Raw genomic sequence first — 12,764 nt, forward strand, 5'->3', positions numbered from 1 at the left:
GAAAAAGGAACTATTGATAATTTACATTAGGTGACGAGCAGCAACAAAGTTGGCGCACTCCTAAGTATAGCAAGTGGAAGATTGAGAAGACTATCGATACAAGGAGCAAAGCAGCCATGCTAGCAACAAAAACACCGAGTCCTCCAGCAATAGCAACTTTAGCGGATTCTTCCCAATTTTTAGTAGGACGTACTAAGCATAAATAAGCGGCCACTCCTAATCCCAGAACAGGAAGCAAAGCCAAAACAAACAGCAGATGTCCAGAGACGGTATTCTTCTTAGGTTTGTTGTGCTCTTCTGCTGAAGAAATTGGGTCATGCGAAAAAGACGCCGAAACCTCTGAAAGAGATGCAATAGGATCCATACTTTATCTCCGTAAAATTTTTCAGGAGGCCGGAGCCTCTCAATGTTATTAAAAAATTGTTTGTTCAAAGATACTTGGCACTATTTAGTTGCGGCGACGGTCAACCATACAGCTAATCCCTTGGCCTAACAAATAGAATAGACAGGAGATTACAACTAAAGCGATAGTGGCCATAAGAGCCATGACAAGCACACCAGATCCTCCAAGCATAGACAGACAGAACCTTAATTCCCACTGATCGTTGCTCTTTTTTGTAGCTCTATCATGAATCAGCTTCCCTGCGATGATCAAACCGACAAAGGGAAGCAGCTTCCAAGGATCAGAAAAGAATGCTCTGGCGATTGATGCTAACCTGTTAAGGAGGCTTTCCCAGTCAAAATTACTGAGGCTGGATTCTATTGAGCCTGTGTTGAATCTTCGCTCATCTGTAGACGGGGATTGAGGTGAAGCAGGCCGTGAGTTATCTAAATTTGTAGGAGAGATTGGCATAATTTCTACCTAAAATTAAAAACGTTGAGAAAAAGTTTTCCTCAAAAAGTCTTTTTTTTAAAGGTTTTTTTTTGTTTAAAAAATCTTACGGATTCTTTTTAGTAAAAAAAATTAAGCATCTCTGTACTTTCTGTTATTTTACAGGTTAAAAATAAATTTTTCCATTTTTCTATATGTTGTGAAGCTGTAATTGCTAAGCGTCCCTGAAAAGGGTGATAAGGGGGCGGTAGAATTTGTGTATAAGGAAGATGCAGTCCTATTCGATTGATAGCTGCATTTGCTACAACAATGGCATCAAATTTTTTTTGTTTTAAAAGTGTTAATCTAGTTTGGATAGTCCCGCGAATATCTACAATAATGGCTGAAGGATATAGAGAAGAAAGAAGTTCTTTTCTACGCACAGAAGAGCTTCCTATACATGGGCGGAGAGGAAAGGGGCTGTAGAGGTATTTTTCATGAAATACTAAAACGTCTCGAGGATCAACGCTTGCTGTAATGGCTACCACAGTGGCTTTGGGGTTTTCAGGGAGATCTTTGGCAGAATGTATTCCAAGATGAGACTGCCCAGATTTAGTGAGAAAGTCGACAGCATCAGTGAAAAAGCCTGTATTTTCTACAGAATGTAAGGGAGTTTTTTGATCGAGATCTCCGGTGGTTTTTGTCGTGATAACTTCTCCCCATAAGCGAGGGAAAAAAGCCTGTAACTTTCTTAAGCATTCATGAGCTTGTAGAATTGCTAAAGGCGATTGTCGAGATGCTAAACGTAGAGGGCGGTTTCCTAGACAAAAATCAGCTAAAAAAGGGTCATTGTAGTAAGCGGACAGCATCTTTGATTGTTTTTACTCCAATAATGTCAATTTGGTTCAGGAATTCTTTAGACAAACTTTTTATTTGCCCAAAGGGTACAATAATGCCTTTGAATCCCATGGTAATGCTTGCTTTGATCCGATGTTCTATGTGTGTAACATGGCGAATTTCTCCTCCCAAGCCAATTTCACCGGTATACGTGTAATCTTTAGGCAAGCTACGGTTATGCAAAGAAGAAACAACGGACAAAACTGCGCCTAAATCTGCAGAAGGTTGTGTGATTTTTAATCCACCAGCTATCGAAAGAAAAACGTCAGATGAATATAGCTTAATATTTGCTCTTTTTTCCAAAACTGCCAAGAGTAGAGAAAATCGGTTAGGATCGAACCCTGAGGTTTTGCGTACAGGATTAGAGAACGGAGAAGACGAAACGAGCGCTTGAACCTCTACGAGAAGGGTTTCTGATCCTTCGACAATAGGAATGATGATAGAACCTGTCGTTTCTACGATTTTTTCTTGCAGAAAGAGCCCTGAAGGATTCTCTACTTCACGTAATCCATTTGCATGCATAGCTAAAATCAATAATTCGTTAGTTGGTCCAAAGCGATTTTTAACGGAGCGAATCATACGATAATTAGCGTGTGCATTTCCTTCGAAATAAAGAACGGTATCTACTAGGTGCTCCAGAATACGAGGCCCTGCAATTTCTCCTGATTTGGTAATGTGTCCGATGATAAAGGTCGTGATTTGTTTTTGTTTAGCGATATGCATAAGCTCTGCTGTAGCTTCTCTGACCTGAGCAACAGATCCTGGAGCAGAGCTTAACGATGGAGAAAAAATGATCTGAATAGAGTCTATGATTAATATATCTGGAGCAATGAGGGTAATTTGCTCTTTAATATCTTCAAGGTTAGTTTCAGGAAACAGGAAAATATTGTTACTGAAGACTTGCAAGCGTTGAGCTCGTAACGAAACTTGAGATACTGACTCCTCTCCACAAACATACAATATTTTATAACCCTGTTCTGCGAATTGGGAAGACATTTGAAGTAATAAAGTAGACTTACCTATACCAGGATCTCCTCCTAATAAGGTTAGGCTGCCGCGGACGGTTCCTCCTCCAAGAAGGCGATTCCAGCCTTGGGATCGTGTTTGGATCCGTATTTCTTCCTGAAATTCGATATGATTAAGTGGTATGGGTGTGGCGATACCTGATAAAGAAGACGATACTTTTAGTTTAGAAGAGGTTTTTTCTTCGACTAAAGTGTTCCATTGAAGACACCCAGGACATTGTCCTAGCCATTTTGGAGAATAAGAGCCGCACTCCGTACAAGCCCATTGTGTTTTAATTTTTGTTGTCATGTGTTGATAATGCCTGTTTGGCTGCAAGTTTTTCTGCTTCTTTTTTTGATCCAGCAAAGCCTTCTCCCCAAAGTTCTCCGTTAACAGAGACTTGTACACGATATCCAGGAGAGCCATCTTCTGATGGCCACGGAACAGCTGTATAAGAAGGGAGGACTTTCAGCGTTTGTTGTGTCAATTGTTGCAAGCGATTTTTAGGATTGACAAGCATGAGAGGAAGAATAGCATTTTTGTCTGGGAGTAAGGGAACAACGATCTGTCTAGCTGGAGACAACCCCCCATCTAGGTAAACAGCTCCCAAAACAGCTTCAAAGAGATTGGCATAAGCAGAGATTTTTCCTCTATCACTTTGCATTTTTTCTCCACGCCCTATCAAGAGATGCTCTCCTAGAGACAATTTCTGAGTATATCCGAAACAAGCCTCTGCATTTACCAAGGCTGCTCGTGTAGTTGACAGGAGGCCTTCATCCAATGAAGGAAAAAGAAGGAAAAGATGTTCAGTAACTATTAATCCTAAAACAGCGTCCCCAAGAAACTCTAAACGCTCACTGTCTTCTCCTGCTAAAGGAGATTCATTCCGATAAGAAGGGTGCGTAAGGGCAGTAATTAGAAGACGAGGATGAGAAAATGTAAAATTTAATTTAGACTCAATAGTCTGGATATCTACAGTGTGTTGCATAACTATTTTTTAAGAATACAATATCTCAAACATCAATCGGGTTTTTATAGGCGGAAATATTCTTAAAGTCTATAGTACTTTCGGGTTTCGTCGCTTAAATAGATGAGTATGAGGGCTGTTTTACACTTAGAGCATAAGCGTTATTTTCAAAACCACGGACATATTTTGTTTGAGGGATTGGTTTTGCCTTCTGATTGTAAAAAATTAGAAGACGAGTTGAGAAAATTCTTGAACGAGGCTGTGATACCAAAAGATCGGCATCTTCGGCGTTGGAGAGAAAATATGTATCGCTCGCTTCCTGAAGTGCAGACTGTAGTGAAAAAGGCTCATTTGGATAAGTTAGCTGCTGAACTTGTTCATCGTTCAAGGGTCGCCTTGGTTAAAGATCTTTGGATTCAGGGTAAGGAAGAAGTTTTTTTTGATGACTGTGATTGCAGTGTTGTGCTTTGTTTATCTAAGGAAAAGTCTGGGTGGGGACTCTTTTTCTCTGGCGAATGTCCTTTAGACATTCTTGAGTTAAACGTAAAAGATTCGGCAATTGTTTTGGGTTTTTCCTCTGCAGGATTTCCTAATTAGTTCTTCAACTTCTTGTTTCTATCTTCAGTGTAAGCAAATTTTTTACAAAAACGGGATCCTAAAGTATAGTCCCGTTTGTCTGCGCTTGCATCTGTGTTTAGAGGAAGTAAGGGTGGATCTCTCGCACGTATTAGAAGGTTGTCTTATTATGGAGATCCTAAGAAAGAAAATAGAGGGGCTGTTTGATCGCAAAACTGCAAAAAATATCATATCCTGGCTTGAGGACGATACTTGTGACAATGCCCTCGTTTTAGATTTACTTGATAAAGATTCTGAAAAGCTAAAAGAGTTGTTTGGAGATATCTTAACATTTGGGACAGCTGGATTGCGTAGCCTAATGGGGGTAGGAACAAACCGTTTGAATGTTTTTACTATTCGAAGGGCGACACAAGGTTTAGCCGAAGTACTAAAGCGACGGTATCCTTACGAAGATATTAGCGTTGTTGTTGGTTATGATACTCGACATCATTCTTCTGAGTTTGGGTTTGAGACTGCTAAAGTTTTGGCTGGAAATGGTATTCGTGCTTATTTGTTTCGAATTCCAGAGCCTTTAGCACTGGTTTCTTATTCGGTTCGAGAACTTCAGGCTAAGGCTGGGATTATGATTACGGCATCTCATAATCCTCCTGCGTACAATGGTTATAAAGTGTACATGTCGACGGGGGGACAGGTTCTCCCTCCTATGGATCAAGAAATTGTAGAAGAATTTCAGGTTGTTGATTTTGTTCGCGCTGTTGAGACAGTAGATCATCCCCTTATTCACTTTATTATGGAGGAGATGGAAGATTGTTACGAGACTACATTACATGAACTGCAGTTGTGTAAAGAAGATAATCGTCAGCACGGCCCGTTGTTACGAATTAGCTACTCACCATTACATGGTACTGGAGTAACAATGGTCCCAAGGATATTGAAAAGTTGGGGCTTTTCTTCTGTTTCTTTAGTCGAAAAACAGATAGTCCCTGATGGAGATTTCCCTACAGTTATTCTTCCCAATCCAGAAGACCCAGAAGCTTTAGTATTAGGCATCCAACAGATGCTGGAGCAGCAGGATGATTTGTTTATCGCAACGGATCCTGATTCCGATAGGATAGGAGTTGTTTCTTTGGAGGAAGATGGCCCTTATCGATTTAACGGAAATCAGATAGCGTGTCTATTGGCAGCACATATTCTTAGCCAGAAAGCTAAACAAGCTCCTTTAGGTTCTGAAGATAAAGTTGTGAAGAGTCTTGTCACGACGGAGCTTTTAACAGCGATCACCGAGGCTTATGGTGGGAGCGTGGTTAACGTTGGTGCTGGGTTTAAGTATATTGGTGAGAAAATAGAAATGTGGCGATCCGGCATGGAGCGTTTCATTTTTGGAGCAGAAGAATCCTATGGGTATTTGTATGGTTCTCATGTAGAAGATAAAGACGCAATGATAGCAGCTGCTCTCATTGCAGAGACTGCTTTGCAGCAAAAATTGCGAGGATATACGTTGCGTGACGCTCTTTTGGAGCTTTATGAGATCTATGGTTATTACGCAAATCTAACAGAATCCATCGATCTCCCGATTGATCAACCTAATAGAAAGAAAGAGTTATTGGATCTATGGGAGACTCAGGACCCTCTTTGCATGTCATTATCTAGCTGTAAATTAATTGCTTTTGAAAATTACAAAACAGGTGAAGGACAGGATTTAGTTACCGGAACTATGTACAGACTTACTCTACCTAAGATGTCAATGCTTTGCTTTTATTATGAGGGTGGCGGCAGAGTTATTGTACGCCCTTCAGGAACAGAGCCAAAAATCAAGTTGTATTTCGAACTCAAACAAAGTTTCCCTCAAGCTTCTAAAGAGCGATCAGTTCGCGAAGAGCGCGAGAAGAAAAGTTTTGAAGCTTTGAAAAAGTTTGCAGAAGAAGCTAAGAGTAGGCTTTTTTATTCTGGGAATAGTAGATAAGGGGATAAATCTTGACAGTGAATATTTTATTGATAAGCTAAAAGCATCTATCCCATTTGTCCCTAGAAACAAGTAAGATAGCTAGTAGCAAAGATAGTAATTTATTTTTTAAGGATGGCTATGGTTTTTTCTTCTTATATGCTTCCCGATTTGCCTTACGAGTACGACGCTTTAGAGCCTGTGATTAGTGCAGAGATTATGCAGATACATCACCAAAAGCATCATCAGGGATATATAAATAATTTAAATGAAGCATTGAAAAAGTTAGATGTTGCAAATACCACTCAAGATCTAACCAGGCTAATTTCAATTAGTCCTGCTCTGCGTTTCAATGGTGGGGGGCATATTAATCACTCTCTGTTTTGGGAGATGCTTGCACCACAAAATAAGGGAGGAGGAGTTCCCCCTCGTCATGAGCTACTTAAACTAATAGAAAAGTTTTGGGGCTCTTTTGATAATTTTTTAAAGAATTTCGTTGACACTTCTGCTGCTGTACAGGGGTCCGGTTGGGGATGGTTAGCTTTTTGTCCCCAAAAACAGAAGCTTATGATACAGGCTACAGCAAACCAAGATCCTCTAGAGGCGACAACGGGTATGATCCCACTTCTTGGAGTAGATGTATGGGAGCATGCATACTATCTCCAATACAAAAATGTAAGGCTGGACTATCTAAAAAATTTCCGGCATATCATTAACTGGGATTATATAGAAAGTCGCTTTGTAGAAATGAGTAAGCAATAATTTTATTATTGATTGATTAAAAAAATTAAAATAAAATTATCGCTCAGTTTTTTGTAAAGAGGATGGTTTGTGCGTTTATTTTCTTATGATAAACCAAAGATCAAAGTGCAAAAAATAAAAGCTGATGGCTTCAATGGTTGGCTGAAGTGTACGCATTGTAGCGAGATGATTCATGCCAATGAGTTGGGGCAGAATTTTAATTGCTGCCCTAAATGTTCTTATCACTATCGAATGAGCGTTTCGGAACGGATAGCGCTGTTGGTAGACAAGGATTCTTGGAGTCCCTTATTCTCAGATTTAAGATCACAAGATCCTCTAAATTTTGTTGATACGGACTCTTATCCTAATCGTCTAAAGAAGGCTCGGAAGGATAATCCTAACAGTGAAGGAGTCTTAGTAGGGGTCTGTAAGATCGGAGGACATCCTGTTGCCCTAGCTGTCATGGATTTCAGTTTCATGGCCGGCTCTATGGGAGCTGTTGTGGGAGAGAAACTAACCCGTTTGATAGAGAAGGCTATAGATTCTAGACTCCCGATTATCATTGTCTCAGCTTCCGGGGGGGCAAGGATGCAAGAGTCTGTTTTTTCTCTCATGCAAATGGCAAAGACAGCTGCGGCTCTCGCGAAGTTGCATGAGGCAAGGCTCCCGTATATCTCCGTTTTGACCAATCCTACGTCTGGAGGAGTCACTGCTTCTTTCGCCTCCTTAGGGGATGTTATTATCGCGGAACCAAAGGCCCTTATTTGCTTTGCTGGTCCACGAGTTGTTTCCCAGGTAATAGGGGAAGATCTGCCAGAAGGAGCTCAGAAATCTGAGTTTTTGTTGGAGCACGGGATGATTGATAAGGTAGTGGAAAGAAAACAGCTCAGAGAAACTTTAGCAAGTTTATTGGGCTTTTTCAATTGTCAGGCATATTCCGGAAAGAAAGACAATGCCTCCAGAGATATTTCTAAGACTCTTAAAGAGATTTTTTTGTTGACAGATGACAACGAATAGAAGATCATGGGCGGCTCTTCAAAAATAGGGCTTTCTATGAAATTTTTCTGTAAACTAGAGTCTGGGAACTCCTTGCCTGAGTACGCCACTGTTGGAGCTTCTGGTGCGGACGTCCGCGCAAATATTAATGAGCCATTAGCTATTTTACCCGGACAGCGAGTTTTAATTCCCACAGGAGTTTCAGTAGAAATTCCTCAAGGTTATGAAATTCAGGTTCGTTCTCGGAGCGGGCTGGCTAGTAGGTATGGAGTTATCGTTTTGCAGTCTCCAGGAACTGTAGATGCGGATTATCGAGGAGAGATTCGGGTTATTTTGGCCAATTTCGGAGAGTCTACATTTATTGTAGAGCCAGGGATGCGTATAGCTCAGCTTGTTGTTGCCAAGGTTGAACAGGTGTCTTTTGTCGAGACTCAAGCAGAGTTAACCGCTACAGGGCGGGGAGTCGGTGGATTCGGGCATACTGGGGAATATTAAGATGTCTTGCGTTGCCGATCATAAGCAAGCTTTTGCCTTAAGTTCTTTACTTTCATCAGATTTAGTTACTTTTTTGCATTCAGATACTAGGGAAGGTATTCTCTTTGAACTTTCGGAACTGGCAGCTAAAGCCGGTCTATTAAGGGATAGAGAAGCCTTTTTCCGTGCTTTATTGGCACGAGAGAGTATTATGTCTACGGGTATCGGTATGGGAGTGGCTATTCCTCACGGAAAGATAGACGGAAGAGCAGATTTTTTTATTGCGTTAGGTATTCATTCGGAAGGCATTCTATGGGATGCTATAGATGGGCTGTCTGTGCGTCTTGTCTTTCTTATTGGAGGGCCATCTGATGCCCCTTCGGAATATCTTAAATTGTTGTCAGCATTAACACAATCTTTGCGAGATGAAGCCAAAAGGTCACAACTTTTACAGGTACAAACTGTTGAAGAAGTGATAAGAGTTTTTTCAGGAGTCTAGTTATGGATTTGCGATTAGATGAGTTAGCTGTTTTGTTAGATGTTACAGAAGATTCTATTCGGCAATGGATTTCTTGTGGGGGTATTCCTAGTTATAAAATCAATAATGAATTGCGCTTCAATAGAGAGGAAGTTGAAGACTGGCTTATCCACAACTACGGGGTAGTTACTGACGAGAAAAAAGAAGATCGAGGAGAGTCGAAAGATTTATCTCTTAGATACAGTCTTTATAGAGCTATCTATAGGGGAGGTGTCCTTAAAAATGTTCTTGCAGAGAGTAAGGAAGAAGTTTTGCGGTATACTGCTCATTATATAGCTAATAAGTTTGAATTGGATCCTGGAGTGCTATTCGAAATGCTGATGCATCGGGAGAATCTCATGTCTACCGGAATAGGGGAAGGGATAGCTTTACCTCATGCTAAAGATTTTTTAATTAATATGGGGTATGACGTTGTCGTGCCGGTATTTTTATCAAAAAGTATTGAATATGGCGCGCTTGATGGTAAGCCTGTTGATAAGCTATTTTTTCTGTTCGCAAGTCAAGACAGAAATCATTTAAATTTAGTGAATAAAATTGTGCATTTGGGGATGTCTCTTGAAGCACGTCAGTTTCTTCAAGGACACCCAGACCAACCACAGCTTTTAGCTTTCGTTAAGAATTGGGAAGCTCAAATTCATTAGTTTACCCGTAAAAAAGATTTTTACGTCCAAGTTGTGAAAAAAGCTTTAATGTTGTTATGGTGATCCTTAAGGTGGATCTAGGAGACAGTGTCGTCATGATGGGTTATAAGCTTACTTCGCAACTTGCTATGCTTTCGATCTTATTGACTTTCACGCATAACGTAGGTCATGCTAATCAGATGAGCCAGACTCTTCCGAGTGCTGTAGAAGCTCGTGCTAGTTCAGAGAAAGTGGAGCAGCCTCGAAAAGCGAAGAAAAAAGCTGAAGTAGATGCCTCAAAGAATAAGAAAAGCGTTGCTTCTGGTAGGAAGACACTTTTTTCCTGTATTAAGACTGGTATGTTCTTAGCAAACTATGAGCAACGTTTGGTAGCGAAAAAAGAGAATAAGCTTCGTGGGAAACAGTCCAAGAAAGTTTCTCAATCAATTAAAAGGAGATCCAAGGCTCCGTCAGAGGAAAGGTTTTTCGATTGGCTATGTAATAGTAGGAAAGCCGATAAGCAAAAGCTTTTTGAGAAAAAAATTAGAGATGCTGCAGCTGTGAAGACTGAAGAGCCATGTCCTAAGGCTGCTGCCGTTGCCGCTGCTAGGGCTTCTTTATCTCCAGAAGAGAAACTACAGTTGATTCGTGAGTGGTTGGCAGAAGAAAAAACTGCGCGTAAGTCTAGTCGTGCAGCTCTCAAAATGAGTAGCAAAATCAAGAGAGATGGGCGTGTCACTTCAACTTTACGTTATGATGCGGAGAAAGCATTGGCTACAAGAGTCAGACGTAATGAAAATTCTATAAATGCTCGTGTTCGTCAAAAAGCAGCTCTTCAAAGAGCTAAGAAAGCCGGGGAGGAGAAACCTACTACAAAGAAACATGTTGAAGCTAATCAAAAAACTAAAGCAGACTCCGCACTGCTTCCATCTGAGCAGGCCAACGAAGAAAAGTCAGCTGTAGCTCCAGAAAACTATTTTGCGGCAACAGCTTCAACAAATAGTACTAATGTCGCGACGTATTTAAATGCACGTCAATACCGTTGTGATTCTTCAGAAACAGACTGGCCTTGTTCTTCTTGTGTTACGAAGCGTCGAGCCAATTTTGGTATTTCAGTATGTACAATGGTTGTTACTGTAATTGCTATGATTGTTGGAGCCGTTATTATTTCTAACGCCACCGACTCTACTGTTGCTAGTGGTTCAGGAACAAGTGGAGGAGGTAGTGGTGGTACTGGAGCACAGCCGTAGATGCTTACTTGTATAATTGGTTCAAAAAGAAAAGAGAGCTATTCTATTAGCTCTCTTTTTTATTTTAATTCTAATCGACTAATTTTGTATTAGTTATCTATCTAATAGATGTTGCGCTAGCTGCTGTAATTCAAAAAGGATTTTCAAAAGGCGATGATTTTCTTGGTTTACTCTAGCCATATCCATCATAGTTAAGTTAGATTCATAAGAAGCCTCTAAAACTTGTTTTTCCAGATATGCAAAATCTTTTTGCACGGCTTTCAACTCTTGGCTTACTTTCTCAAGCGCAGCACGACATTCTAAAGTTTTGTAACTCATATAATCTTCTAGAAGAATAGCTTGTTGTTCTTCAGTACAAGCTTCGTAGGCTTTCCATAAGTCTTCAAAAGCAAGATGTTTTGTTGACGTCCAAATGGAGAAAAGAGTCTCTTCTTCTCCAGAATCTTTCTGAGATTGAGATTTTAGCTTATTTTCTGCTCTTCGTTTTTTAGCTGCTTCAGTGCCTTTTTTTACAATTTCCTGAAAACCTGAGTCCGAATCGTCTTCCGAGACAGCGGAACGCTGCGATTTTTGAGATTCTGGCGAAAAGGGGAATAGATAAGCTCTTTTTTCTAGCTGAGAACGTAATACAGCATCTTCTCTTAATGCTTGTTCAAAGGCAGTATTTAAGACATTGTATTGTTCTGTTAGTTCTTCCAATTTTGTTTTAAGGTTGGAATGCTCAATGAAAAGAGGCTGGTTCCATCTGGCTGTAATAGCCTCATTTAACAAAGTTTCATGGAGATTGGATAGCAATTGATGTTGGTAATGAACCATAGAGGTTAAAACATCCTGGCCTATAGTTGATTGGATGTCTTTGGCTAGCTGTTTTCTGTTTATTGAAGATTGTTCTAGCAGATACCTAATGCCACGAATTATGAGAAATGTTGCAGTTCCCAGTGCTAAGGATGCCAGTCCTATAACAGCAATGAAAGGAATGCAAGGAGGAAGAAAGATAATAAGACTAGCAATTCCTGCTATAACTCCCAAAGACAAAGAGATTTTCAACACAGTGTAAAATGCATAACTTGCCCGACTAAGAGAGTGAGCTTTGATAGAAAAGACTCCTCCACTACGTGGTAAAAGTCTAATCATATTAGAAGTAATTTGTGTGAGGAAGCGGTTTTTCCTAAGCAACGGAGTATTTAGGTATTTGTCGTGACGTTCCTCTCCTCTATAAAAATGTTCCCTTAGTCGAAGGAGAGAGAGTATTTCTGTAAATCGAGATGGGAATTTCTCAATAACTTGACTAAGAGAGTCATATTTAGAACCAAAGATATCTTTTAGCAGTTTTTTTTCAGAAGATTGGATTGTTAGATCAATTTCTGAAAGTTGATTAACAAGAATTTTTAAAGAATCCCAATTGTTCATTCGGAACTTGTCTGTTGTGAGGTATTGAACGTGCTCCGAAGCATCTGTTAGGGGAAGGGAATCAGTTAGTTGCTTTTTTTTCTGTTTAGCTAAAGCATTTTTTGCGGAACAAATGGCAGCAGTAGCAGAGAAGAGGCCAGATATCGCGGCCATTCCTCCCATAACAGCAAAAGGAATGGCAGCTCCTCCAGCAGAGACGGCAATGATACACCCGATCAGAGCAATTAAAGCTAGGGAAGCTAGAACTATAGTTGTAACTTGTAAGGCTTTAGCAAAGTGGGGATGTTTTTCAGAAAACGAGCGGTTTATTTGTAAAGGAAAATTTTGAGGAGTATGTTTGGGCTGGTGAACTCTAAAATAAACCATAAAAGATTCTCAAATAAAATAATTTGTTGTTTTTTATAATAATCTTATTTTTGAAAATATTAAGCTATTCCAAACCTTTTTGTGAAAAATTTTTTTAATTATTTTGCAACTTTTTTTGCAAATAAAGAGAATTTTTCTTCAAGAAAGAGTTTTTTTGATCCCGTATTTGTG

At 40.0% G+C, this 12,764-nt stretch carries 14 protein-coding genes; 8 read left to right on the forward strand and 6 right to left on the reverse strand.

Annotated elements, in window-relative coordinates; translation table 11 throughout:
• Positions 1–10: 10 nt before the first annotated feature.
• The 5 genes from IJ490_RS00575 to rnc all read right to left on the reverse strand — a co-directional run bounded on the left by IJ490_RS00575 (position 11) and on the right by rnc (position 3,701).
• Positions 11–364: a hypothetical protein gene (locus IJ490_RS00575; protein WP_291891335.1), complete on the reverse strand. Its 354-nt coding sequence runs from the start codon at positions 362–364 to the stop codon at positions 11–13.
• An 84-nt stretch (positions 365–448) separates the two neighbouring features.
• A complete protein-coding gene (locus IJ490_RS00580) occupies positions 449–853 on the reverse strand; it encodes a hypothetical protein (protein WP_291891337.1) in 405 nt (134 codons plus the stop codon).
• A 98-nt stretch (positions 854–951) separates the two neighbouring features.
• Positions 952–1,680 (reverse strand): hydroxymethylbilane synthase, encoded by a 729-nt coding sequence (locus IJ490_RS00585; protein WP_291891339.1) that lies wholly within the window; start codon positions 1,678–1,680, stop codon positions 952–954.
• Complete coding sequence (gene radA, locus IJ490_RS00590; protein ID WP_291891341.1) at positions 1,658–3,022, reverse strand: DNA repair protein RadA; 1,365 nt, start codon at positions 3,020–3,022, stop codon at positions 1,658–1,660. Before radA ends, IJ490_RS00585 begins: the two co-directional genes overlap by 23 nt.
• The gene (gene rnc / locus IJ490_RS00595) at positions 3,006–3,701 is read right to left on the reverse strand and encodes a ribonuclease III (protein WP_291891343.1); all 696 of its coding nucleotides are present in this window, start codon (positions 3,699–3,701) and stop codon (positions 3,006–3,008) included. Before rnc ends, radA begins: the two co-directional genes overlap by 17 nt.
• A gap of 108 nt (positions 3,702–3,809) precedes the next feature.
• On the opposite strand from rnc, the gene IJ490_RS00600 reads away from it, so the two are divergent.
• From IJ490_RS00600 to IJ490_RS00635, 8 genes are all read left to right on the forward strand, one after another.
• A complete protein-coding gene (locus IJ490_RS00600) occupies positions 3,810–4,277 on the forward strand; it encodes a DUF5070 domain-containing protein (protein ID WP_291891345.1) in 468 nt (155 codons plus the stop codon).
• Between the two features lie 148 nt (positions 4,278–4,425).
• Entirely contained in the window at positions 4,426–6,219 is a 1,794-nt protein-coding gene (locus tag IJ490_RS00605) for a phospho-sugar mutase (RefSeq protein ID WP_291891347.1), read from the forward strand.
• Between the two features lie 120 nt (positions 6,220–6,339).
• Entirely contained in the window at positions 6,340–6,960 is a 621-nt protein-coding gene (locus IJ490_RS00610) for a superoxide dismutase (RefSeq protein ID WP_291891349.1), read from the forward strand.
• Between the two features lie 69 nt (positions 6,961–7,029).
• Complete coding sequence (accD, locus tag IJ490_RS00615; protein WP_291891351.1) at positions 7,030–7,956, forward strand: acetyl-CoA carboxylase, carboxyltransferase subunit beta; 927 nt, start codon at positions 7,030–7,032, stop codon at positions 7,954–7,956.
• A gap of 36 nt (positions 7,957–7,992) precedes the next feature.
• Complete coding sequence (gene dut, locus IJ490_RS00620; protein ID WP_291891353.1) at positions 7,993–8,430, forward strand: dUTP diphosphatase; 438 nt, start codon at positions 7,993–7,995, stop codon at positions 8,428–8,430.
• A gap of 1 nt (position 8,431) precedes the next feature.
• The gene (locus tag IJ490_RS00625) at positions 8,432–8,908 is read left to right on the forward strand and encodes a PTS sugar transporter subunit IIA (protein ID WP_291891355.1); all 477 of its coding nucleotides are present in this window, start codon (positions 8,432–8,434) and stop codon (positions 8,906–8,908) included.
• A gap of 2 nt (positions 8,909–8,910) precedes the next feature.
• The gene (locus IJ490_RS00630) at positions 8,911–9,588 is read left to right on the forward strand and encodes a PTS sugar transporter subunit IIA (protein ID WP_291891358.1); all 678 of its coding nucleotides are present in this window, start codon (positions 8,911–8,913) and stop codon (positions 9,586–9,588) included.
• Positions 9,589–9,644: 56 nt separating this feature from the next.
• Positions 9,645–10,817, forward strand: a complete 1,173-nt coding sequence (locus tag IJ490_RS00635; protein ID WP_291891360.1) for a hypothetical protein — start codon at positions 9,645–9,647, stop codon at positions 10,815–10,817.
• A gap of 93 nt (positions 10,818–10,910) precedes the next feature.
• On the opposite strand, the gene IJ490_RS00640 is transcribed toward IJ490_RS00635, so the two are convergent.
• Complete coding sequence (locus IJ490_RS00640; protein WP_291891362.1) at positions 10,911–12,593, reverse strand: hypothetical protein; 1,683 nt, start codon at positions 12,591–12,593, stop codon at positions 10,911–10,913.
• Positions 12,594–12,764 lie beyond the last annotated feature (171 nt).

Source organism: Chlamydia sp., assembly GCF_017472245.1.
In the GTDB taxonomy this organism is placed as follows: domain Bacteria; phylum Chlamydiota; class Chlamydiia; order Chlamydiales; family Chlamydiaceae; genus Chlamydia.

What these genes read in the sequence shown, in the direction of transcription:
- IJ490_RS00640 (WP_291891362.1), bottom strand. Translation starts at nt 12,593, where the DNA reads ATGGTTTATTTTAGAGTTCACCAGCCCAAACATACTCCTCAAAATTTT.
- rnc (WP_291891343.1), bottom strand. Translation starts at nt 3,701, where the DNA reads ATGCAACACACTGTAGATATCCAGACTATTGAGTCTAAATTAAATTTT.
- IJ490_RS00580 (WP_291891337.1), bottom strand. Translation starts at nt 853, where the DNA reads ATGCCAATCTCTCCTACAAATTTAGATAACTCACGGCCTGCTTCACCT.
- IJ490_RS00625 (WP_291891355.1), top strand. Translation starts at nt 8,432, where the DNA reads ATGTCTTGCGTTGCCGATCATAAGCAAGCTTTTGCCTTAAGTTCTTTA.
- radA (WP_291891341.1), bottom strand. Translation starts at nt 3,022, where the DNA reads ATGACAACAAAAATTAAAACACAATGGGCTTGTACGGAGTGCGGCTCT.
- IJ490_RS00610 (WP_291891349.1), top strand. Translation starts at nt 6,340, where the DNA reads ATGGTTTTTTCTTCTTATATGCTTCCCGATTTGCCTTACGAGTACGAC.
- IJ490_RS00600 (WP_291891345.1), top strand. Translation starts at nt 3,810, where the DNA reads ATGAGGGCTGTTTTACACTTAGAGCATAAGCGTTATTTTCAAAACCAC.
- dut (WP_291891353.1), top strand. Translation starts at nt 7,993, where the DNA reads ATGAAATTTTTCTGTAAACTAGAGTCTGGGAACTCCTTGCCTGAGTAC.
- IJ490_RS00575 (WP_291891335.1), bottom strand. Translation starts at nt 364, where the DNA reads ATGGATCCTATTGCATCTCTTTCAGAGGTTTCGGCGTCTTTTTCGCAT.
- IJ490_RS00630 (WP_291891358.1), top strand. Translation starts at nt 8,911, where the DNA reads ATGGATTTGCGATTAGATGAGTTAGCTGTTTTGTTAGATGTTACAGAA.
- IJ490_RS00605 (WP_291891347.1), top strand. Translation starts at nt 4,426, where the DNA reads ATGGAGATCCTAAGAAAGAAAATAGAGGGGCTGTTTGATCGCAAAACT.
- IJ490_RS00635 (WP_291891360.1), top strand. Translation starts at nt 9,645, where the DNA reads ATGGTGATCCTTAAGGTGGATCTAGGAGACAGTGTCGTCATGATGGGT.
- IJ490_RS00585 (WP_291891339.1), bottom strand. Translation starts at nt 1,680, where the DNA reads ATGCTGTCCGCTTACTACAATGACCCTTTTTTAGCTGATTTTTGTCTA.